Here is a 22408-nt window from a genome sequence, read left to right on the forward strand (position 1 = left end):
TCCGACCCAGTCATCTCCATGGCCTCGGGTATCCCCAGGATGCGTCTTGCAGCCCTCGCCCTGCTTTGCCTTCTGCCGGCGACGGCCCGGTCGCAGGAGGTGCCGCCGACCGTCTCGATGCAGGGCTGGCGGCCGACGCTCACCCTCGGCGGCGGCGACGTCGTGCTCCAGCCCTCGCTGCGGTTCGACCTCGATGGCGGCACCTTCTGGGACCAGCCGCAGAACGACGGGCAGCCGCGCCGCTTCGACGGCGGGTTCAACGTCCGTCGCGCGCGCCTGGGCGTGCAAGGCACCGTCCTGCGCGACTTCACCTACAACGTCACCTGGCAGTTCGAACCAGACCCCGGCAAGCAGTTCGACTGGGCCTCGGTCTATCTAATGGATGGCTGGATCGCCTATTCGGGCCTGCCCTGGGTAACCTTCCGGGTGGGTGCCTTCACGCCGCTCAACACGCTCGATTATTCCGGCAGCAGCTTCGAGACGCTGTTCATGGAACGCGCCTCCATCATCAACATCGCCGCCAGCATCGCCACGGGGGACAGCCGCTATGGCGCCGGCGCCGAGTTACACAGCGACCGGCTCTTCGGCGCCTTCTATGCGACCGACGGCGTCTCGACGACGCGCGACGACGGCAATCAGCGCGGCCTCGCCGGACGTGTCGCCGCGCTCGCCGTCGATACGGAGGAGGTGAAGCTCCTCGTCGGCGGCAGTGCGTCCTATCAGTTCCAACCGGGCACATCGGGCAATGCGACGATCCGGCTTCGCGACTATCCGCAGTTACGGCTCAGCCCGCTTCAACTGCTCAACACCGGCTCCATGCCCGCCGACGCTGCCTCCGCCATCGGGCCCGAGCTGTCCGGCACTGTCGGCAAGCTGCTGTTCCAGGGCGAATACCAGCGCATCCAGGTCGATCGCACGAACGGCACGAACCCCATCTTCCAGGGCTATTATCTCTCGCTGGCCTATCCGCTGATTGGCCAGGCCCGACGCTATGACAGCCACCGCGCCGTCTGGACACGCCCCCACTTCGCGGAGCTGGACCCCGCGCAAGGACATTGGGGCTATCTCGAACTCGCTACGCGCTACAGCAGCGCAAACCTCTTCGACGGGGCCGTGCGCGGCGGGCACCAGACCATCTGGGGCACGGCGCTCAACTGGTATCCGTTCCGCGCCCTGCGGGCCTCCGTCGAATACCAGGTCGGCCAGATCACGCTCGACGGTCCGAACCGGGGCTTCCAGTCGATCGGCGTCCGCCTCTCCGTCGCGCTGTGATCAGTGCCAGTGTCCGGCCTCACGGTCGCGACGCGGTTCCAGCAGCATCAGCCCGCCGAGGATCATCGCACCGCCGCCCAGCGCCAGTGCGGCCGCCACGGACAGCGACACGCGCCCAGGCGCGGTTGCATCACCCAGCAGCAGCACCACCAACAGGAGATTCCCGAGGAAACCGGTTCCGATCAGGGTCAGGGGAATGAAAGGCATGGCGTCGCTCCGTTCATGACGGAGTTAAACTGCCTGCGGAGGCGGCAGATGGACGCCAGCAGGGCAAATTCGTGGCAGTGGCCGCATGGACAGCAGGGCAGCCATCTGAAACTGTGCCGCCGGAAATCAGCATAGGAGGTTTCCCCATGCGCAGGCTTCTCGCCGCCGCTCTTCTCACCGCCGCCGTCTCAGGTCCCGCCCTGGCGCAAACCCAGCAGCCGCCGCTGCGTTGCGGCGTGGACGGCACCTTCGCGCCGCATGCCTTCCCCTCCCTGCAGGGTGGCGTGCAGGGCTTCCAGATCGACCTGTTCAAGGAAGTCGCCCGCCGCATGGGGCGCGAGATCGTCATCGATTCCGCCGCCTTCTCCGGCCTGATCCCGGCGCTGAATGCCGGGCGCTACGACTTCCTCTGCGCGCCGACCACGGTCACGCCGGAACGCGCCCAGGCGCTGCTCTTCACTGAGGGCTATCTGTGGACCGAGCTGCAGTTCGGCATCCGCCGCGGCACGCCGCCGATCCGCTCGGAGGAAGACCTGCGCGGCAAGACCATCAGCGTGAACAAGGGCACGCCCTATGAGGCATGGGTGAACAACAACCGCGAGCGGCTGAACCTGACGCTGCTCGCCTTCGACAGCCAGGCCGACGCGGCGCAGGCGGTGATCCAGGGCCGCGCCTATGCCAACCTCTCGGGCAACACCGTCGTCCGCTACTCGGCCTCGCGCTCGCCACTCTATATCGCGGACTTCGTCCTGCCCGGCACGCGCTTCCACTGGGGCACGCCGTTCCGGCTGGATTCCGCCGCGATGCGCAACCAGGTGGAAGACATCATCACCTGCATGAAGCGTGACGGCACCGTCGCCCGGCTGTCCGAGCGCTGGTTCGGTTCCGCCCCCGGCCCCGACCAGGCCGAGCGCATCGAATTCCCCGGCTATGGCGTGCCGGACCTGCCGGGCTACGACCCGACGCCGCAGAACCCGAACTGCGGGTGAGCGCCGCCACTGCGCGCGAGCCGATCGTCGAGGCCCGCGCGATCCACAAGCATTTCGGGCATCTCCACGTCCTCAAGGGCGTGGACCTGAAGGTCGCCGAGAAGGAACTCGTCTTCCTGATCGGCCCTTCGGGATCGGGCAAGTCGACGCTGCTGCGCTGCCTCAACCGGCTGGAGGATCCCAGCTCCGGCCAGGTGATCGTGGACGGCATCGACATGCTCGATGCGAAGACGGACATCAACAAGGCCCGCCAGCGCATCGGCATGGTGTTCCAGTCCTTCAACCTCTACCCGCACATGACGGCGCTGGGGAATGTGATGCTGGCGCTGCGCAAGGTGCAGGGGCTCGGCCGCGCGGAAGCCGAGGCGAAGGCACGGGCGGCGCTGGCGCGCGTGCACCTCGCCGATCGCGCGGATCATTATCCGCTGCAGCTTTCGGGCGGGCAGCAGCAGCGCGTCGCCATCGCCCGCGCCATCGCGCTCGAGCCGCGCGTGATGCTGTTCGACGAACCGACCAGCGCGCTCGATCCCGAACTGGTCGGCGGCGTGCTCGCGGTGATGCGCGAACTGCGCGAGGACGGGATGACCATGGTCGTGGTCAGCCACGAGATGGGCTTCGCCAAGGCGGCCGCCGATCGCGTGGTGTTCATGGCGGACGGGCTGATCGTCGAGGAAGGGCTGCCGGCGGAGATCTTCTCCCAGCCGAAGCATGACCGCACACGGGCGTTCATCTCGCAGATCGAGCGGCATTGATGACCACGGACAGGCTGGAGGGGCGGAACGCCCCTCCCCGGTCAGGTATCGGCGCCCTCGCATTCCCGCGCCGGGCGAGTGAAGGCGAACCAGCCATTCGGGCCGCGCAGGCAGCCATTGGACCAGTTCCCCTCGATCACGCGGCCGCGGATCACCAGCCGGCCACGGCCATTCGGATGCGCAAGGCTCCATCCGCCTTCATAGACAATGCCGGCGGCAGGAATCTCGACACGGCCAGACACGAAATGGTCGTTGCGGAAGACACCTTCCTGCACCACCCGCGTGTCCTTGCCCGCGGTGATCATCAGGCGGCCCTGGCCCTCGTTCTTCCCGCGACGCAGCGCGCCGTCATAGACCATGCTGCGCTCGACGCCGTCCTCCTCCCAGCGGACGACGGCGCGGCCCTCGCCTTCCGCCGGGCCGTCCGGGCAGGGACCGGTCCAGGAGGCTGTCAGCCCCGTCGCGCCGGCGCGGATACCACTCGCCCAGAGCCAGCAGCCTTCCGCCCCGTCGCTGACGAAGCCTGCCTGGCCGCCGGGCACCATGCGCTCGGTCTCGGGCGGCGGGCCGGCGGCGGCGCACATCAGCGCCAGGGCGGCGAGCATCGCGGTCTTGTACGGCGTCATCCGGGGCAGTCCTTCCACGGTGGCGGATCCAGGCCGAAGCCTAGCAAGAATCATAGCAACTGCAGCGCCGGAGGTTGCATCCCATGACCGGCTGGGAACGCTTCACCGACAGTTTCTTCAATGCGCGCGTGATGGCGCAGTACCTGCCGAAGATCATCGAGGGCTTCGGCCTGACCGTGGTCCTCGCGCTGTGCATCATTGTCGCGGGGCTGGTGCTGGGGCTGCTGCTCGCGCTCGTCCGCGCCTTCGGTATCCGGCCGCTGAACTGGCTGATCATCTTCACGGTCGACCTGTTCCGCGCCCTGCCGCCGCTGGTGATCATCGTTCTGCTGTTCTTCGGCCTGCCCAATGCGGGGCTGGAGCTGTCCGGCTTTGCCTCGGCCTGGCTGTCGCTGACGCTGGTGCTGATGGCCTTCTCCGAGGAGATCTTCTGGGCCGGCATCACCTCGGTCCCGAGGGGACAATGGGAGGCCGCGCGATCGACCGGGCTCGGTTTCGTGCAGACGCTCGTCTACGTGGTTCTGCCGCAGGCGCTGCGCATCACCATCCCGCCGCTGACCAACCGCACCATCGCGATCACCAAGGGCACGGCGCTCGCCTCGGTGGTGGCGGTGCCGGACATCCTGGGGGCGGCGAATGCGGGGGTGTCCTTCTCCTTCAACCCTTCTCCGCTGACGCTCGGCGCCATTGCCTATCTGGTGCTGTTCCTGCCCGTTGTCGTGCTCGGTCGCTGGATCGAGACGCGCTTCGCGTGGAAGCGGTGACGCCATGCGATCGCGAAGCAGCACAGCCGCAGGCGAGGAGCGCAGCGTGAATCGCGTGGTCGGAAACTAGCGCCATGGATCTCGACCTCTTCCTCGAATCATTCTTCAACTGGCAGATCGTCACCGAGGCTTGGCCGATCCTCTGGCAGGGGCTGAAGGCGACGTTGCTGCTGTCCGCGCTGGTGGTGCCGCTCGGCGCCCTGGGCGGCGTCCTTATCGCGGTGCTGTCCACCTTCCACGCGCCCTGGATCAAATGGCCGCTGCGTGTCTGGGTGGACATCTTCCGCGCCCTGCCGCCCCTGGTGCTGCTGATCTTCATCTTCGCCGGCCTGCCCTTCGTCGGCATCGACGTCGGCGCCTGGGGGGCCGTCGCGATCGGCTTCTTCCTCAACACCGGCTCCTATTACGGAGAGATCCTGCGCGCCGGCATCGAGAGCGTGCCGCGCGGGCAGATCGAGGCGGCGCGGTCCACCGGCCTCACCCGCGGGCAGACCATGACCTATGTCGTGCTGCCCCAGGCCGTGCGGAACGTGCTGCCGGACCTGATCTCAAACACGCTGGAGGTGGTGAAGCTGACCTCCATCGCCTCCGTCGTCGCGCTGCCGGAGCTGCTGTTCCAGGCGCGGCAGGCGCAGTCCGTGACTTACAACGCGACGCCGATCATGGCCGCCGCGGTGATCTACTTCATCCTGCTGTGGCCGGTGGTGCGGATGCTGTCGCGGCTGGAAAACCGGCAGTTGGCGGGCCGGCGCTGATCGGGCGATGATGGTCGGGACCGCGCCGGCAGAGCGCGGCCCAACCAGAACGTCCAGGAAGCTCCATCCCCATGACATTCCGCCTCGGGCGCCGGCCCCTGCTCGGCGCCCTCGCCGCCCTTCCCGCGCCGGCCTTCGCCCAGGGGGCCGCGCGGCCCATCACGATCATCGTCCCCTTCGCCCCGGGCGGCAGCACGGATGTCGTCACCCGGCTGCTGGCCGAGCGCATGACGACGCTGCTCAGCCAACCCGTGCAGGTGGAGAACCGCCCCGGCGCGAATACCGTCATCGGCGCCGAATACGTGGCGCGGTCCCGGCCCGATGGCCTGACGCTGTTGATGGCAGCCGGCACCACGCTGACCATCAACCCGGTCATCGTGCCCAACCTGCCCTATAAGGTGGATGACTTCGCGCCGGTGATGCTGGCGACGACCTTCCCCTTCGGCATCATCACCCGGCTGGAGGGCGGCCCGGTGGACGTGCCGGCCTGGGTGGCCGCGGCCAAGGCGCGGCCGGGCCAGATGACCTATGGCACCAATGGCCCGACGACGCTGACCAATGTCGCGATGCTGATGGTCATGGAACGGCTCGGCATCACCATGCAGGACGTGACCTATCGCGGGGATTCCGCGCAGCTCACCGCCTTCCTCGCCGGCGACCTCGACATGCTGATCGTCGCGGGCAGCACGGCCCAGCCGGTCTATCGCAACCGCCAGGGGCGGCTGATCGCCTGGACCAGCGCACGCAAGGTGGACTCCACGCCCGACGTGCCGTCCATCGCGCAATACGCGCCGGGGCTGGATGTGCTGTCCTGGTTCGGGATGCTCGCCCCTGCGCGCACGCCGACCGATATGGTGATGCGGCTGAACGCCGCGGCGAACGAGGCCCTGCAGGATGCGCGCATCCGCGACAGGCTGACGACGGAGGGGCAGTTCCTCGCGGGCGGCACGCCGGACGATTTCGCGACCTTCCTGAAACGGTCGGACGAGCAGTGGCGACCGATCCTGCAAAGGCTGGACGTGCCGCGAAACTGACCAAGGCGGAAGGCGCCGCCCGATACACGCGCGGTTCGCGGCCCTGATGGAACGGAGGAGGGCTCTGCCCTCCACCGAACCCCCACCGGCCAAAGGCCACAAGGCCACAAGGCGTTTGGATACGATCACCTGGCGCCGGGCAGGACTGGCGCGACGTCTGCCTCCGGGATTTGCAGGCAGCCAGCGATGCGCCGTGACCGCGCCTTGCGCCGTGGCACGCTGCCGCGGGCAGCCTGCGGCAGAAGACGAATTTATCTCATTGATCTAACACGAATATTGCCAAGCCCATCCCCAGAATCAGCCTGAACCTCAAGCGAGGGCGGCTTGAGGTTTCCAAAGGCCTTTCGGCCTTTGGTGGGGTGGGGTCTCGGGGAGGGGCAAAGCCCCTCCCCGCCTTCAATCCGCAGCGATCCGAACGAACCCATCCCGTGTCTGGGGCAGCTTCCGCCCCAGGATCTGTTCCGCCACCTGTGTCCGCAGCACCTGCGCCGTGCCGCCGGCGATGGCGAACATCCGCGCGTCTCGGACATAGCGTTCCATCGGGTTCTCCCGTGAGTACCCCGCCGCGCCCCAAACCTGCAGCGCGTTGTTGGTCACGCGGATCGCCATGTCGGCGGCCATGACCTTCGCCTGGGCCGCGGCCAGCCGGTCCGGGAACCCGTTCGGCCCGGCCGAGCGCGCCGCACGCCAGATCAGCGCGCGAGAGGCTTCCAGTTCGATCGACATGTCGGCGAGCATCCAGGCGAGCCCCTGGAACTCCGCGATCGGCCGGCCGAACTGCCGGCGGCACTGCGCCCGTTCCAGCGCATGGCCATAAGCCCCGGCGGCAAGGCCGAGCGCCACGGTTCCCGCGCCGACCCGCTGGCCGTTATACGCATCCATCAGCCGGCCGAAGCCGCGCGCCCAGCCGCCGGGCGGGCGCAGCACCATGTCGTCCTTCACCACCACGCCGCGCAGGGCGATATTGGCCTCGGGCATGCCGCGCAGGCCCATCGACGGGATGCGCTCGGCCGTCATGCCGTCCGGCATGCCTTCCCCGGTGCGGGCGACGATGAAGCCGCCGATGCCCTTCTCCTCGCCATCCTCGATGACGCGGGCGAAGACCAGGTGCAGGCGGGAGACGCCGCCGCCGGTGATCCAGGTCTTGTCGCCGTCGATCACCCACTCATGGCCGCGCTTCACGGCGCGGGTGCGCATGTCGGTGGCAGCGGACCCAGCCTCGGGCTCGGTGATCAGGATGGCGGGCTTGTCGCCGGCCAGGACCAGGCCCGCGGCGATGCGTTTCTGCGCCTCGGACCCATAGGCCATGATGGCGCCAACCGCGCCCATATTGGCTTCCACGGCGATGCGGCCGCAGACGGCGCAGGCCTTGGAAAATTCCTCGATGACCAGGACCGCGTCGAAATAGGACAGGCCCGGGCCGCCCATCGCCTTCGGAATCGTCAGCCCCATGAAACCGGCCTCGGCCATGCGGCGAACCATGGCCCAGGGATATTGCTCGGAGCGGTCGGTCTCGGCGGCCTGGGCGGCAGCCTCCTGCGCGACCTCCCGCGCATGGTCCCGCAAGCGTCTTTCGGCCTCGGTCAGACATTCCATGATCGTTTCATTCTCCCCTGATGCGGCGTTCGATGGCCTCGACGGCGGCGCGGTCGAGGCGCAGCGCGCGGGCAAAGCTGTCGAGCCAGGCGCGCTCCGCGCCTTCGATGCTGGCCGCGCCCGCGACGGCGGCGGCGTAGAGCTGGGCCGCGAGCATCGGGTCCGCGGCCTCGCGCGCCAGAGCTTCCGGCGTGGCGTTGCTGTCGAAGGCGGCGAGCACGGCATCGCGCCCGGCCTGGCTGAGCCCGGCGGCATCGAGCTGGTCGGCGATGCGGGCGCGCTCCTCGGAATCGATCTGCCCGTCGGCCTTGGCCACCGCGATCATGGCGCGCAGCATCAGCAGCCCCTCGCGGTCCTCGGCCGAGACCGGCGGCGGGGCGGGCACGCCCGGCACCGGGTTCCAGGCATCGGACGGTGCCGGCTTCCCGGCGGGGGCCGAGCCCCAGGGATCGCCGCGCGGCGCCGGGGCCGGCTTGCCCACCGGTGCGCCCCCCCAGGGACCGCCGGAAGGCGGAACGGAACCGCGAGCGGGCGCCGGCTTCCGGGCCGGCGGCGTGCCGGCGGGAACGGCATCGCCCCATCCGCCCGGCAGCGGCTTCCCGCCCCGGCGCGGCGCCGGTGGGGGCGGCGCCGGCTGCTGTTGCTGGGATTTCGCCAGTGCCTCGATCGCGACGCCGGCGAGCATCGCCAGCGCGCGGCCGAGATCCTGCTGGCCGCCGCGCCGTCGCGTGCCCCGCGCCGGCCGGCCGCCACCCAGCACCGTTCCAAGCATCCCGCCCAGGTCGAACTGCGCCACGGCCCGGATCCCTTCCTCCGAGCCTCTGTTGCTACAGGCCGTGCAGCGCCGCCGCAATGGCTGGCACGAGGGCGCGGAACTCCTCCGCGCGCGGGCTGCGCGCCCGCCAGGCCAGCGCGATACGCCGGCCGAAGGCACCATCGAGCGGCCGCACCGCCACATCCGCCCCCGCGGTGACCCCGCCGGCCACCGCCAGGCTGGGCAGCAGCGTCAGGCCGAGCCCGCCGCCCACCATCTGCACCAGGGTGTGCAGGGAGGTCGCGGCGAACTCCTCCGAGGCCGCTGCGCCCGGTAGTCCGCAGGCGGACAGGGCATGGTCGCGCAGGCAGTGGCCATCCTCGAGCAGCATGATCCGCTCGCCGGCCAGGGCGGTTGGGGAGATCGCCTCCAGCGCCGATAGGCGGTGGCCGGGCGGCAAGGCGACGTGGAAGGGATCCTCGGCGATGTCGACGGATTCGATCTCCCCGCAATCGCAGGGCAGCGCGAGGAGGAGCAGGTCGAGCCGCCCGGATTCCAGGCTTTCGACCAGGCGGTCGGTGATGTCCTCCCGCAGCCAGAGCCGCAGGCGCGGAAACGCCTCCCGCAGGCGCGGCATCAGCCGGGGCAGCAGGAACGGCCCGATGGTCGGAATAGTGCCGAGGCGCAGCGGCCCGGTCAGGGGATCCCGTGCGGTCTCGACCGTCTCGACCAGGGCCGTCAGCGCGGCGAGCGCGGTGCGCGCCCGCCCGACCAGTTCGCGCCCGAGCGGCGTGAAGACCGGCCGCTTGCCCCCCGTGCGTTCGAGCAGTGCGGCGTCGAGCTGGCGTTCCAGGGCGAAGATGCCGGAGGACAGGGTGGACTGGGTGACGGCGCAGGCAGAGGCGGCACGGCCGAAATGGCCATGCTCGGCGAGCGCGACGAGGTAGCGGAGCTGCTGGGGACTCGGCAGGGCGGTCATGGGCAGTGAAGATTACGCTGAAGATGCATGACACCAGGGGGAGGAATGCAACGCGGCCATGCCGCAGGTGAAGGACGACCGCAGCCAGGGAATGACGGGTGCGGTCGGAAGATTGGAGGGGCGCTGCCCCTCCAAGCCACCCCGCCAAAGGCCCGAGGCCTTTGGAAACCTTGACCTGGCGCCGGGCGCGGCGCTCTGGCCAATTCCAGACACGCGTTTCGTATTCAACGTCCGGAAGCATGCCCGAGCGCCGCGCACCAGGCTCGCTTCGACACCACGGAACCGGCTTCCTGCCCAACACTCAGGTATCGGTTTCCAAAGGCCCTGTGGCCTTTGGTGGGGTGACCCCAAGAGGGGCAAAGCCCCTCTCGGTCCAACCGAGGCCTCTACGCCGCGTCGGCCCCGTCGCCGCTGCCGAGGCTGACCAGCGCCTCGCGGTCCAGCAGCTCGATGCCGGAATGGCCGTGCAAACGAATCCAGCCGCGCTTGCGGAAGGCGGAGATCGCCCGGCTCACCGTCTCCAACGTCAGGCCGAGGAATTCGCCGATATCGGCGCGCGTCGCCGGCAGGTCGAAGACAGGCCCGGCACGGCCGCGCCGCTCCTGCGCCTCGGCAAGCGAGACGAGGAAGGCCGCCACGCGCTCCTCGGCGCTGAAGCGGCCGAGCGCGAGAATGTGATCCTGGCTCGCCGCCAGTTCCTTCACGCAAAGGTCGAGGAAGCGGCGCTCCAGCGCCGGATAGCGGCGGAACAGCTGCTCCAGCCGCTTGCGGTCCAGCCGGCAGACCATGCCGCGGGTGAGCATCTCGGCCCCGAAGGCATGCTCCGCCGCCGGGGTGAAGCCGAGGATGTCGCCGGAGAAGCGGAAGCCGATCACCGACTGCCGGCCATCCGGCAGCACACGGGTCAGCCGCGCCATTCCTTCCGTCAGCGTATAGACGTGCCGCGCGGTGTCGCCCTGGTGGAAGATGGTGTCGCGCGCATCGAGCGACAGCCGCTCGCTCTCGCCAGACATATCGTCGAGCGCCGCGACGTCGAGCGGCGCGCACAGGCCGACCGAGCGCGAACCACATTTCACGCAGAGATTGGCCTCCGACCCGAGCCCATCCATCAGCGCCCGGGTGCTGTCGAGAGGATGCATATCGTGCGTTCACCTGGCTCGGCGGGGTGCGTGCCCGCGCTATCCCCGTGGCCGGTCGGCCACGGCCGCACTCTCCTAGTATTGTTGAGGCACATCAAGATGAAACACGTGCTGGCATGGATCACGGCACTGACAGATCTTCGCCGTGGTTGCGTCGCCGCCCGGACCACCGAAACTCGCACGCGACAAAGACTCGGAGGATGACCGCCGTGACCCAGGCTGCGCCCGCATTTCGTCTCGACGGAAGAAGAATTCTCGTGACCGGCGCATCGCTCGGCATCGGGCGAGCGGTTGCGCTCGCAGCCGCAGCAAGCGGCGCGGTCGTGACGCTCTCGGCACGGCGGCGGGACGGGCTGGAAGCGGTCGCCGCCGAGATCGCGGCGTCCGGCGGCACGGCGACGGTGCTGCCCTTCGACGCCGCCGATCCGGCCGCGATCCGGGCTGCGCTGACGGATGCCGGCCCCTTCGACGGGCTGGTCAACAATGCCGGCAGCGTGACGCGCGAACCCTTCCTGGAGGCGACCGAGGGAGAAATGGATCGCGTCCTCGCCCTGAACGTGAAGGGGGCGACGCTCGTCGCGCAGCTCGTCGCGCGCGGCATGGTGAAGGCGGGGCATGGCGGGTCGATCGTGAACATCAGCTCGGTCGCCGGGCTGGTCGGGTCGCGCAACCGCAGCCTGTATGCGGCGACGAAACACGCGGTGATGGGGCTGACGCGGGCGATGGCGCTGGAACTCGCGCCGCATCGCATCCGCGCGAATGCGGTCTGCCCGGGGCTGGTGAACACGCCGCTCGCCGCCGACCTGATGGCCGATCCGAAGGTCGTCGCGGCCGCGCGCGCGCGCATCCCGCTCGGACGCATCATGGAACCGGAGGACATTGCCGGCCCGACGGTGTTCCTGCTGTCGGATGCATCCTCGGCCGTCACCGGCATCGCGCTGCCGGTCGATGGCGGCGTGACGGCGGAGTAGGCCCCATGCCCGTCACCGTCCGCGCCTGCGGCGCCGCCCGCACCGTCACCGGCCTCTCCCTGCTGTTCGAGACGCCGCGCACGCGCTTCCTCGTCGATTGCGGCATGTTCCAGGGCCCCAAGACGCTGAAGGCGCTGAACTGGGAACCCTTCCCCTACGACCCGCGCAGCATCGCCGCGGTGCTGCTGACGCATGCGCATATCGACCATTCCGGCCTGCTGCCGAAACTGGTGAAGGATGGCTTCCGCGGCCACATCCATGCGACCGCGTCCACGGTCGATCTGTGCTCCGTCATGCTGCCGGATTCCGGGCATGTGCAGGAGATGGAGGTGGATCACCTCAATCGCCGCAACCGCCGCCGCGGGCGCGCGCCGGTCGAACCCATCTACACCGCGGCCGATGCCGGCGCGGCGATCCAGTCCTTCCGCCCTGTGCCGATGGATCGCTGGATCGCGCTGGACGCCCTGCCCGGCGTGCGGGCGCGCTGGTGGAACGCCGGGCACATGCTGGGCTCAGCGTCGATCGAGCTGGAATTCGCCGAGGAGGACGGCGCGCCGACACGCATTCTGGTGTCCGGCGATCTCGGCCCCGACTGCACGGTGTTCCACCACGACCCCGAAGGGCCACAGGGCGTCGATCACGTCTTCTGCGAATCCACCTATGGCGACGAGGACAAGCCCTGCGTCGGTCACGAGGAACGCCGCGCGCGCCTCGAAGCCTTCGTGAAGGACGCCGTGCATCCGGACGGCGCGCTGCTGATCCCCGCCTTCGCCGTGGAGCGCACGCAGGAGATCTGCTGGGACCTGGTCACGCTGATGCAGTCGGGCCGCATTCCGCAGGCGCCGATCTTCGTCGACAGCCCGCTCGCCATCCGCGCGACGGAAATCTTCCTCGACCACGCGGCGGAACTCGATCACGGCACCGATGTGCGGCGCGCCCTGCGATCCCCCTTGCTGCACCAGACCGAGACCGGCGAACAATCCCGCCAGATCGCGACGGTCGAAGGCTTCCACATCATCATCGCCGGGTCCGGCATGTGCGATGCCGGGCGCATTCGTCATCACCTCAAGCGCTGGCTCTGGGCGCCGGAGGCAACAGTACTGCTCACCGGCTACCAGGCGGAAGGCACGCTCGGCCGGTTGCTGCAGGAGGGCAAGCGCGAGGTCCGCATCCAGGGCGAGCCCATTCACGTCGCTGCGCAGATCCGTCAGATTCGCGACTATTCCGGCCATGCCGATGCGGTGGAACTCGCCGCCTGGCTGCGCGCGCGCGGGCCTGTCGCCGGTGGCGTATTCCTGGTGCATGGCGAAGAACCCGCGATGCAGGCCCTGGCGCAGCGCGTCGTCAGCGAAGGCATCGCGCGCGAAGACCAGGTGATCATGCCCGTTCTGGACGATCGCTACCTGTTGCCGCGCGGCGGCGCGCCGGTGCGGCAGGAGGTGACGCGGCGGCGCAGCGATCCCGCCTCGGCCGGGCATCCGGACTGGCACAACGCCCGCGCGGCGCTGCTGCTGGGCATCGACGAAGCGATCGAGAAGGCGCCGGATGCCGCCGCGCGGGACCGGTTGATGGGCGCGCTGCGGCGGGCGCTGGACGCGGCGTAGGGCGGAGGTCGGGGAAAGCCCCTCTCTGCCGTGCCGCGCCCCCAGGCGAACGCCGAGAGGTCCTTGCGAACCGTACCCTGCCGTCGGGCAGGGTGGTTCCACGCTGGCGCCGCATTGTGCGGCGCGCCCCGCGCTGGCCTGGCACCCTTGTGGCCCGCCATGCGGCGGGAGCCGGGGCAGCCAAGGTCTCGCGGAGCATGGCGGGTTGAGCGGCAAGGCGCGGAGGCGCGAGACCCGTCTCCACTCCCCTTCCCCACCCATTCGTCGCGCGCGTGAGGAACGTCCCGACGCCCCACTCGACGTGACCCGACTCGCTTCCGCCCTGCCGCGCACCTGCCTAGGATCGCGGCATGACGGAAGCCGCCGCCCCCGCCGCCCAGCCCATGCTCAGCCTTCGAATCGACCTGCCGGATGGCGGGCGCATCGGCCCTGGCAAGATCCGCCTGCTCGAGGCGATCGACCGCGAGGGCTCCATCTCCGCCGCTGGCCGCGCGCTCGGTATGAGCTACCGCCGCGCCTGGGACCTCGTCGATGCGCTGAACAAACTCGCCAACACTCCGGTCATCGATGCCAGCACCGGGGGGTTTCGGGGTGGTGGCGCGACGCTGACCGATGCGGGGCGGAACCTCGTCGCCGACTACCGGGCCATCGAACGGGCGGCCCAGCGCGCCGCGCTGCCGCGGCTGACAGCCCTCGCGCGGCGCACCGGAAAATAACGATCACGCGAGGAGACGAGGCATGCTGTTCGGATCCCTGTTCCGGCTGGGCGTGTGCCGTTGCGGCTCCGCCTCCGATGCGCTGCCGCTTTCGGCCGAACCGGTCCAGCCGCCGCCCGGCGGCGATCCGGCGCTCGGCCCGGCCTTCGGTCCTCTGCCCGGCCCGGAAGCCTCCTGGACGAGCTTCCGCGCCGGACCGATCACCGTCGTCTACACCCTCGACGCGGTGACGCATCCCTTCCACGCCCTGCCGCCGGACCGCGCCGCACCGCCGGCCGGCCCGACCGATGTCGCCATAGGCGGCCTGGCCCTCGGCCAGGTCTCGGACCCCGCGCATCCTGCCCATGTGCAGGCGGTGGCGCTGATGGCGGCCTATTCGGCCGAGATCTACCGGAAGCTCGGCTTCAAGGTGCCGGCGACCGCGACCATCCGCCTCTGCACCCATGGCGGCGAGGCCGGCGCGAACTACCGCGGCGGCACCGAGGTCTGGCTCGACCATCTCTGGGTCTCCACCCGCCTCGACGGCCCCGATGCGCTGCTGACCGTCGCGCATGAGCTGTTTCACCGCGTCCAGTATCTCTACAACCCGACCACGGCGAAGACCTCGCCCCTCTACGCCGCGCTGCGCGAGGGCGGTGCGCGCCTTGCCGAGGACTGGGTCCTCAATTCCGGCGACCGCTACCTCAAGGACGGCGCCGAACTGCTCGGCGATCCGGGCCGGCCCCTGCTGTTCCACCACGCCCCGGGCGGCGAGATCGCCCCGCATTCCTACGCCGCCGCCCTGTTCTGGCGCTGGATGTGCGAGCAGCACGGCAAGGTCCCGCGCGACATCACCGGCGGGCATGAGGTGATGCGCGCCATCCTCGAAGGCATGATCGACGAGACCGGCTACATCCTGCAGGATCTGCGCGAGGCGCGCAGCCTCGTGGTCGGCCAAGGCCATCTCGACCGCTTCGAGCACCTCGACGTGAAGGGCGGCGAAACGCTCTCGACCGAGACCGACTGGGGCAATTTCCTCGTCGCCAACTGGATGCACGGCACGGCGAAGCCGGTGGTCGACCTGCGCTTCGACTATGTCGAGGACGATGCCGATGGCGGCCGCTTCGCGAAGAAGCGCCCCTTCGTCTGGCCGAACGAGACCATCCACGCCGAACGCCTCACGACCAAGCCCTATGTCTTCGAGATCCCGGCCGGCGCGGTGCGGGCCGGCTTCGCCGCGCGCTACACCATCATCGACCTGGCCGGCGCGCCGCCGCCCCTGCTGCAGGTCGATTTCGCCGTCGATCAGGGCATGGAGGACCCGCTGGTCCAGCTCCTGCTCATCCGCCGCGACGGGTCGGGCCAGGAGTTCCTGCAGGACCTGATCCGCATCGATGCGCGGCACTGGACACGCTTCGTGCCGACAGCGGGCCTCGCCCAGGTCATTGTCATCGTGGCGGCGCGGGAGAAGCCCGGGCGTTACCGCCTCGCCATCGCCGCCGCATCCGACAAGCCGGTGCTGCACGTCACCCCCTGGAACGCCGCGCCCGGCACCAGCTTCGAGACCGATCCCCGCGCCGCCGACTGGCCCTGGGCCTCCCCCGACCTGGCGCTGGACGGCAATGACATCCGCCTGCGCGCCACCAACCGCGGCGACGCGCCGACCCCGCCCCTGCCTGTTGCCTTCGCCGCCCAGGGCACCACGCCGGACGTGCCGTTGCGCGCCGCGCAATGGCGGCCGCTCGGGGACGCCACGCTGCCACCCATCCCGCCGGGCGGGACGGCCGAGATCCGCATTCCCTGGCAGGCCCCCGGCATTCCAGTCGCCGCGAAGGGCTGGGGCCTACGCGCCACCATCAGCGGGGCCGACCATGGCCGCGACATCGTCGTGCTCTCCTCGGTCGGCGCGGTGAACCGCCCGAAGCGCATCGACGCCGTGCTGTGATCTGAATCACCGCCCCCGCGCAAAGGTGAACGCACACTGAAGGACTTCAGTGTGGGGGCCTGTCCATCATGGCGCGGATGCGCACGGCAAGGGGTCGCATCGACAGCTCCTCGGCCATGCCGAGCGCGCGGTGGAAGGTGGTTTCGGCCATAGCCTCGTCGCCGGCGCGCCGGGCGATCTGCGCCTCGATCATCAGCGCATGAGCGAGCGCCCCCCGCGCACCCTGCCGCTCCGCGAGGTTCCGCGCCGCCTTCGCCTGCGTCGCCGCCGCCTCGTCTTCCCCGGCGGCGAGATGCGCCTCGGCCAACAGGGCGAGACGCAATGGCTGCTGGTACAGAAAGCCCATCGCATCGGCATGCGCAACCGCGGCGGAGAGCTGCTGCACCCCGTCCCGCCAGCGCCCGGCGGCCGTGCAGGCCGCGCCGAAGAAGCCTTCGGCGACCGGGATCATCAGCTCCGTCTCCGCCTTTCGCGCGAAATCCAGCGCAGCCTCCAACGAGGTCATTGCCGCGTTGGGCTCGCCCGTCATCAGGCGCAGATGCCCCTCGGCAATGGATGCGAAGATCGAGGTGAAGGGCCGCTTCACCGTCGCGGCCAGCGCCTGGCAGGCTTCCACCGCCTCCGAGGCCCGCTGGAACTCCCCCAGTTCCGACAAGGCCCGCGCCCGGTAGCCCAGCGCCACCACGGCGAGCGGCCGATCGAGCCCGAAGCGATCGAGATAGCCCGGCTGCTCCGCAAGCTCGGCCACCGTCGCCATGGCCGTCGCCGCCGCGGCGAACTGGTTCAGTCCCACCTGGCCGAGCCCCGCCTGGAATCCCGCGCGCACCACCAGCGCCGCATCACCGGCACTGCGCCCGATCGCCGCCGCCCGTTCCGCGGCCCCGATCGCGCCGGCATTGTCCCCCGCGAGCCAGCATTGATGGCTCATGAAAATGGCGAGCTGCCCAAGCCGGTGGTGGTCGCCGAGCCGCTGCGCGATCCGCTCCGCCTCGCGCAGCCGTTCGAACAACGGCGCCACCTGGCCGAGCCGGAACATCGGCGTGCGCAGGTCGAAGCGGATATCCACCGCGTCCTGCAGCACCTCCTCGGCGTCCGGCAGGTGTTTCAGGGCGCCGATCGCCTGCTCGAAGAACTGCACCGCCTCCCGGTTCGCCGAGCGCGCCGCGGCCTTGGCCCCCGCCTGCCGGCCATAGCGTGCCGCCTTGGCCCAGGCCTCGCCGCGCGCGGCATGCAGCGCCAGCGCCTCGACCCGGTTGGTCATGCGCTCGCCATGCGGACCTTCCAGCACCGCCAGCAGCCGGGCGTGCCGGTCGCGGCGATAGGTCTTCAGCATGCCGGCATAGGTGGTTTCCTGGATCAGCGCGTGGCGGAACTCGAAGACTGCCTCCTCGCCTTCCAGCGAGCCGCCCATCAGATTCGCATGGGCGAGGCGCGCCAGGGCCGGGACCACCTCGCGCTCCGGCCGCTCCAGCATCGCGGCGAGGACGGGCGGCGCGACCTCCCGCGCCATGATCGCCGCGGCCTGGAGCACCTGCTTGTCGGCCGGCAGCAGGCGGTCGATGCGCGATGCGATCAGGCTGCGCACCGTGTCCGGCAGGTCGAGCGTGTCGACATCCGCCACCAGCCGGTAATCCCCCACCTCCCCCACCAGGGCGCCCTGTTCGAGCAGGGAGGAGATGCATTCCTCGAGGAAGAAGGGATTGCCGCCGGTGCGTTCGGCGAGCAGCCGGGCCAGGCGATGGTTGCCGACGGCATCGCCCAGCATGCGCCGGATCAGTTCCAGCGTGCTGTCGCGCGTCAGCGGGTCGACGCGCAGCGCGCTGATGCTGTCCGGCCAGGCGTGGGTGAATTCCGGCCGGTGATCCAGCAGCAGCATCTGCCGCGACGCCGGCAGGCTATCCGCCACGCGGTCCAGCACGGCAAGCGTCTCGCCATCGGCCCAGTGCAGATCCTCGACGGTCAGCACCAGCGGGGACTGGTCGGCGAGGTGGCGGAACCAGCCGGCAAAGGCCGAATGCAGCCTGCGCTGCCGCTGGTCGGGGGCGAGCGCCTTCCAGAACGGTTCCTCGGGCCCGTGGCTCAGCGTCGCGACCAGCGCGGGCACGGCATCGGCCATGCCGGTGGCGTCGCGCAGCCCCTGTTCCACCCGATCATGCACGCGCGCCGTGTCGTCCTCGGGCTCGATGCCGAAATGGCTGCGCGCGAGGCTCGCCAGGGGCGCGAGCGGCGTCGTCGCGTCGTAGCGCTGGCAGAAGGCGTGCATCACCCGCGGATTGTCATGCGGCTGGCGGGCGAGGAATTCATGCACCAGGCGCGACTTGCCACAGCCGGCATCGCCGACCAGGACGACCCCGGCGCCATGCCCGGCAATGGACCGGTTCAGCGTCGCATCCAGCACCGACATCTCGCCGGTCCGGCAAATGAAGGGCGTCCGGCGCCGCCGGGTCGCCACTTCGAGCCGCGGCCGCCGCGGATCGACGGTGACGAGGCGATAGACCTCCACCGGTTCGCTGGCACCGCGCAGGTCCAGCATGCGCGGCGTATCGACTGTCACATAACCTTCAACCAGCCGCAGCGTGGCCGCGGAAATCCAGGCCTCGCCCGGTTCCGTCGCCTGTTCGATACGCGCGGCGATGTGCACCACGGCCCCCGCCGCATCGAGCCCGGCGGAGAGATCATTGGCCACATCATGGACGACGACCTCGCCCGAATGCACGCCGATGCGCGTCGCGATGTCGATGCCGTGCCGCGCCCGCTGTTCCTGCCCGATCCGCCGCAGCAAGTCGCGCATGTGGATGGCCGCGCAGCAGGCGCCGAGCGCGTGCTGCTCCATCGCCACCGGCGCGCCGAACATCGCCATGATGCCGTCGCCGACCACGCGGTTGACCGTGCCGCCATAGCGCCGCACCGCCTCGACCATCGCATCCATGGCCGGGCGGAAATACTCGCGCGCGCGTTCCGGGTCCTCATTGAAGATCAGCCGGGTCGAACCGCGGATATCGGCAAACAGCACCGAGAGCGCCTTGCGCTCCTCGGGCCGCGGCGTCGGCACAGGCGTCAGGGACTGCCCGCAGCCATGGCAGAACCGGGCACCCGCAAGCACGGGCGTCCCGCATCTCGGGCACCTGTTGGGCTCTTCCGCAGCCGACATGAGAATGCGATACCACCTACGGTTACAGAGATGAAGGATCGACCATCACATGTCCAACGATCCCTTTGAGAAGATGCCCCTCGCCAAGGCTCGCGAGGCAAGCTTCGACGCCGACGCCGACATGGCGACCTACGAGATTCACTGGCCCGCCGGGTCGGTGACCCGCGCCGTGTTCCACCCGGGCGCCTTCACTGTCACCTACAAGCAGTCGGGACGCATCCAGCGTTACCTGATGATTGACGGGGAATGGGTCGCCCAGGACCCGGAAGACGTCGTCGCCGGCCAGCCGGTGAAGCGCGACGAGGTCGGCGTGATCCAGCGCGTCGTGAACCTGGGGGACACGCCGCTCGACGCGGACAAGGACCAGGAAGGCGGACGGTCGAAGGTCTGGCCGTGACGCGCTGACGGCCGAAGAAGGTCGAGGGAGGAACACCTCCCCCGAATCCCCCTCCGTTTTTTGGTGTGTTGCGCTGCTGCGCCGGTGGGGAGGGTGGAAGCCAAGGCTTGGCGCGGGAAGCGGACGTGCATGTTTGCGGGCGCTTCGCGGGAGGGCGTCAGCTACGCTCCGTCCAGGCCGCGACGGCCGGTGGCGCCACCGAACATGCCCTGATCGAGCCCAAAGCCGGTAAGGCCCGGTGAAGCCGGCTTTCACGGCGGAGAGGCTGGTCCGACTATCTCCAGCGGGCAGCCGAGGACCAGGACGTCTTCAAGCGCATCAACGCCCTGATCGGGGATGCCCGCCGGCATCCCTTCGCCGGCATCGGCAAGCCGGAGTCCTTGAAGGGACCACTCGCGGGCTTCCGGTCACGCGGGAGCACCGCCTCGTCCACCGCGTCACGGGCAAGGCTGGCGAGGACGAGCGGATCGAGGGCGTGCAGGCGCGGTATCACGACGAGCAGGCGACGAAACGCAGCAGGCATCCGCAAGAGGCCATGGACGGGCGGGACAGAATGCGATAGGAATGATTTTCTATTCCATCGCCGCTCTTTGACTTTCGAATCAGCCCCGCACCGATCCTTCCCGCCACCCCTGCAATTTGTCCAAATCAGCACACGCACCCGTGAGGCACACTCTACCCCCGCCCACGAAACCCCGTCGCCACCACATACAGTTCCGCGCTGTCCTTCCGGCTCGCCGGCGGCTTCATGTGCCGCACCACCGCGAAGTCCCGCTTCAACGTTGCCAGCATCTCCGCCTCCGTCCCGCCCTGGAACACCTTGGCGATGAAGGCCCCGCCCGGCGCCAGCACCCGCTGGGCGAAATCCAGCGCGATCTCGGCCAGCCCCATGATGCGCAGATGGTCTGTCGCGTGGTGCCCCGTCGTGTTCGGCGCCATGTCGGACAGCACGGCATCGGCCTTGCCGCCCATGGCCGCGATCACGCGGTCTTCGGCCTCCTGTTCCGTGAAATCGCCCTGCAGCGTCACCGCGCCCGGCACCGGGTCCATCGGCAGCAGGTCGATGCCCACCACCTGGCCACGCGGCCCCACCGCCTCCACTGCCACCTGCGTCCAGCCACCCGGCGCCGCGCCCAGGTCGACGACCCGCATGCCCGGCTTCAGCAGCTTCAGCTTCTCCTCCATCTCGAGCAGCTTGAACGCCGCCCGCGACCGGAATCCGCGTTCCTTCGCCGCCCGCACATAGGGGTCGTTCAACTGCCGCGTCAGCCAGCGCTGGCTCGCGGTGGAACGCCCCTCGGCCGTGCGCAGTCGCGTCGTCATGCCCCGGCCTTGGCCGGGCGGTTGCTTCGCCATGTCGTATTCCTTAGCGCCCGGCGCGGCGGCGCGATGCGCAGCGATCGGCGCGCATCATGCGGGTCAGCATGCCTTCCCGCAGGCCGCGATCGGCGACCGTGATACGTTCGGTCGGCCAGACCCGCCGGATCGCGGCATAGACCGCGCAGCCCGGCAGCACGAATTCCACGCGGTCCGGCCCGACGCAAGGGTGCTGCGCCAGCCCTTCCCGCCCCAGCGCGAACAGGTCGCCCAGCGCGGTGTCCGCCGCCTCGCAGTCCAGAGTCTTCCCATCCACCAGCGGCCGCTTGTAGCGCGGCAGCGCCATGGCGACACCGGCCAGCGTCGTCACGGTGCCCGAGGTCCCCATCAGCCGCACCCCGCCGCGCCGGATCTCCTGCCCGATGCAGTGGACGCGGTCGAAATGCGCCAGGTGGTCGGCGACTTCCGCGACCACCTCGCAGAAGCCGCGTTCGGTGAAGCAGTCCTGCCCGGCGCGCTCGGCCAACGTCACCACGCCGAGCGGCAGGGAAAGGTAACCGATCAGTTCCGGCGAAGCGCCGTAATGCGCGCCTTCCGGCACGCGGATCCAGGCGATCTCGGTGCTGCCCCCGCCGATGTCGAACAGCAGGGCGCGCCGGTCCTTCGGTTCCATCAGCGGCGCGCAGGATTCCATCGCGAGTTCGGCTTCTTCGCGCGCCGAGATGATGCGCAGATGCAGCCCCGTCTCGGCCGTGATGCGCGACAGGAAGGACCGTCCATTGGTCGCGCGCCGGCAGGCCTCGGTGGCAACCGCCTCGAAGCGCCGGACCGGCCGGCGGGCGAGTTTGTCGGCGCAGGCGCGCAGGGCGGTCGCGGCGCGGTCCATAGCCCCGTCGGCAAGCCGCCCCGACTGCGCAAGCCCTTCACCCAGCCGCACGATGCGGCTGAAGGAATCGACCACGCGGAAGCCCGACCCGGTCGGCGCCGCGATCAGCAGCCGGCAATTGTTGGTGCCGAGATCGAGCGCAGCGAAGGCTGCGGATGCCGGGTCGCTCCGCGCGAAGACCGACGCCGCCGGGAGGGGCGGGAGGTCGGGGGCGGGGCGTGTCGTCGTCTCGGGCATTGCAGGGTCCGGACCAACGGCGGCGGCTGTCGGTCTCGCTGTCATGATCCGGAGATGTGGGGGCCGGGGCAAGGGCTTTCCATGCTTACCTTGGCGGAAGGACCTCACGACATGTCACAGACGGTGTTGCCCACCCCGCCCGAGGGTGCTACATGCCCCGCCCCGGCCGATGGCCGGGCCCGCTTGGGGGATAGTTTAACGGTAAAACTCCCGACTCTGACTCGGGCATTCTTGGTTCGAATCCAGGTCCCCCAGCCAATCTTCCCTTCTCTACGACGTTGAGGCCTCTACGGCGCACCACGGTGCAGCTGTGGTCTCGCCTCGCCCCTGCTCGCGCG

Annotated in this window: 20 protein-coding genes and 1 tRNA gene; 12 read left to right on the top strand and 9 right to left on the bottom strand. The window is 69.8% G+C overall.

From position 1 onward, the window contains the following. The first annotated feature begins 39 nt into the window (after positions 1-39). Complete coding sequence (locus tag KPL78_RS14205) at positions 40-1272, top strand: OprO/OprP family phosphate-selective porin (RefSeq protein ID WP_219763608.1); 1233 nt, start codon at positions 40-42, stop codon at positions 1270-1272. Here the strand turns inward: KPL78_RS14205 and KPL78_RS14210 are convergent, their stop codons facing one another. Then, positions 1273-1479, bottom strand: a complete 207-nt coding sequence (locus KPL78_RS14210) for a hypothetical protein (RefSeq protein ID WP_219763609.1) — start codon at positions 1477-1479, stop codon at positions 1273-1275. It lies immediately after the preceding gene. A 146-nt stretch (positions 1480-1625) separates the two neighbouring features. Here KPL78_RS14210 and KPL78_RS14215 point away from each other — a divergent pair, with 146 nt between their 5' ends. Next, complete coding sequence (locus KPL78_RS14215) at positions 1626-2468, top strand: transporter substrate-binding domain-containing protein (RefSeq protein WP_219763610.1); 843 nt, start codon at positions 1626-1628, stop codon at positions 2466-2468. Further along, positions 2465-3220 carry an amino acid ABC transporter ATP-binding protein gene (locus tag KPL78_RS14220; protein ID WP_369412755.1) on the top strand — a complete coding sequence of 252 codons (756 nt, stop codon included), beginning with the start codon at positions 2465-2467 and terminating at the stop codon, positions 3218-3220. Before KPL78_RS14215 ends, KPL78_RS14220 begins: the two co-directional genes overlap by 4 nt. A 41-nt stretch (positions 3221-3261) precedes the next feature. Here KPL78_RS14220 and KPL78_RS14225 read toward each other — a convergent pair whose 3' ends face one another. Then, positions 3262-3846, bottom strand: coding sequence for a hypothetical protein (locus KPL78_RS14225; RefSeq protein WP_219763611.1), 585 nt, complete (start codon positions 3844-3846; stop codon positions 3262-3264). Positions 3847-3929: 83 nt separating this feature from the next. On the opposite strand from KPL78_RS14225, the gene KPL78_RS14230 reads away from it, so the two are divergent. From KPL78_RS14230 to KPL78_RS14240, 3 genes are all read left to right on the top strand, one after another. Next, the gene (locus KPL78_RS14230; RefSeq protein WP_219763612.1) at positions 3930-4610 is read left to right on the top strand and encodes an amino acid ABC transporter permease; all 681 of its coding nucleotides are present in this window, start codon (positions 3930-3932) and stop codon (positions 4608-4610) included. A 74-nt stretch (positions 4611-4684) separates the two neighbouring features. Further along, positions 4685-5365 carry an amino acid ABC transporter permease gene (locus tag KPL78_RS14235; protein WP_219763613.1) on the top strand — a complete coding sequence of 227 codons (681 nt, stop codon included), beginning with the start codon at positions 4685-4687 and terminating at the stop codon, positions 5363-5365. Between the two features lie 71 nt (positions 5366-5436). Next, a complete protein-coding gene (locus KPL78_RS14240; protein ID WP_219763614.1) occupies positions 5437-6399 on the top strand; it encodes a Bug family tripartite tricarboxylate transporter substrate binding protein in 963 nt (320 codons plus the stop codon). Between the two features lie 396 nt (positions 6400-6795). Here KPL78_RS14240 and acdA read toward each other — a convergent pair whose 3' ends face one another. The 4 genes from acdA to KPL78_RS14260 all read right to left on the bottom strand — a co-directional run bounded on the left by acdA (position 6796) and on the right by KPL78_RS14260 (position 10867). Beyond that, a complete protein-coding gene (acdA, locus tag KPL78_RS14245; protein ID WP_219763615.1) occupies positions 6796-7995 on the bottom strand; it encodes a 3-sulfinopropanoyl-CoA desulfinase in 1200 nt (399 codons plus the stop codon). A gap of 7 nt (positions 7996-8002) precedes the next feature. Continuing rightward, positions 8003-8791 carry a DUF533 domain-containing protein gene (locus KPL78_RS14250; RefSeq protein ID WP_219763616.1) on the bottom strand — a complete coding sequence of 263 codons (789 nt, stop codon included), beginning with the start codon at positions 8789-8791 and terminating at the stop codon, positions 8003-8005. Positions 8792-8822: 31 nt separating this feature from the next. Further along, positions 8823-9728 carry a hydrogen peroxide-inducible genes activator gene (locus KPL78_RS14255; RefSeq protein WP_219763617.1) on the bottom strand — a complete coding sequence of 302 codons (906 nt, stop codon included), beginning with the start codon at positions 9726-9728 and terminating at the stop codon, positions 8823-8825. A gap of 386 nt (positions 9729-10114) precedes the next feature. Further along, entirely contained in the window at positions 10115-10867 is a 753-nt protein-coding gene (locus KPL78_RS14260) for a Crp/Fnr family transcriptional regulator (RefSeq protein WP_219763618.1), read from the bottom strand. Between the two features lie 200 nt (positions 10868-11067). On the opposite strand from KPL78_RS14260, the gene KPL78_RS14265 reads away from it, so the two are divergent. From KPL78_RS14265 to KPL78_RS14280, 4 genes are all read left to right on the top strand, one after another. Next, positions 11068-11838, top strand: a complete 771-nt coding sequence (locus KPL78_RS14265; RefSeq protein WP_219763619.1) for an SDR family NAD(P)-dependent oxidoreductase — start codon at positions 11068-11070, stop codon at positions 11836-11838. 5 nt (positions 11839-11843) lie between these two features. After that, on the top strand, positions 11844-13442 hold the full coding sequence (locus tag KPL78_RS14270) for an MBL fold metallo-hydrolase RNA specificity domain-containing protein (RefSeq protein WP_219763620.1): 1599 nt from the start codon (positions 11844-11846) through the stop codon (positions 13440-13442). 350 nt (positions 13443-13792) lie between these two features. Continuing rightward, positions 13793-14158 (top strand): winged helix-turn-helix domain-containing protein, encoded by a 366-nt coding sequence (locus tag KPL78_RS14275; protein WP_219763621.1) that lies wholly within the window; start codon positions 13793-13795, stop codon positions 14156-14158. A 22-nt stretch (positions 14159-14180) separates the two neighbouring features. Next, positions 14181-16082, top strand: a complete 1902-nt coding sequence (locus tag KPL78_RS14280; protein WP_219763622.1) for a serine/threonine-protein kinase — start codon at positions 14181-14183, stop codon at positions 16080-16082. A gap of 46 nt (positions 16083-16128) precedes the next feature. On the opposite strand, the gene KPL78_RS14285 is transcribed toward KPL78_RS14280, so the two are convergent. Then, positions 16129-19185 (bottom strand): AAA family ATPase, encoded by a 3057-nt coding sequence (locus KPL78_RS14285; RefSeq protein ID WP_219763623.1) that lies wholly within the window; start codon positions 19183-19185, stop codon positions 16129-16131. Between the two features lie 97 nt (positions 19186-19282). On the opposite strand from KPL78_RS14285, the gene KPL78_RS14290 reads away from it, so the two are divergent. Continuing rightward, positions 19283-19630 (top strand): cupin domain-containing protein, encoded by a 348-nt coding sequence (locus KPL78_RS14290; protein ID WP_219763624.1) that lies wholly within the window; start codon positions 19283-19285, stop codon positions 19628-19630. A 675-nt stretch (positions 19631-20305) separates the two neighbouring features. Here KPL78_RS14290 and KPL78_RS14300 read toward each other — a convergent pair. Next, complete coding sequence (locus KPL78_RS14300) at positions 20306-20986, bottom strand: RlmE family RNA methyltransferase (protein WP_219763625.1); 681 nt, start codon at positions 20984-20986, stop codon at positions 20306-20308. A 10-nt stretch (positions 20987-20996) separates the two neighbouring features. Next, positions 20997-22070 carry a Ppx/GppA phosphatase family protein gene (locus KPL78_RS14305; RefSeq protein WP_219763626.1) on the bottom strand — a complete coding sequence of 358 codons (1074 nt, stop codon included), beginning with the start codon at positions 22068-22070 and terminating at the stop codon, positions 20997-20999. A 184-nt stretch (positions 22071-22254) separates the two neighbouring features. On the opposite strand from KPL78_RS14305, the gene KPL78_RS14310 reads away from it, so the two are divergent. Beyond that, positions 22255-22328 (top strand) — tRNA-Gln (locus tag KPL78_RS14310). Positions 22329-22408: the final 80 nt, after the last annotated feature.

This window comes from Roseomonas alba (assembly GCF_019430885.1).
GTDB lineage: Bacteria > Pseudomonadota > Alphaproteobacteria > Acetobacterales > Acetobacteraceae > Neoroseomonas > Neoroseomonas alba.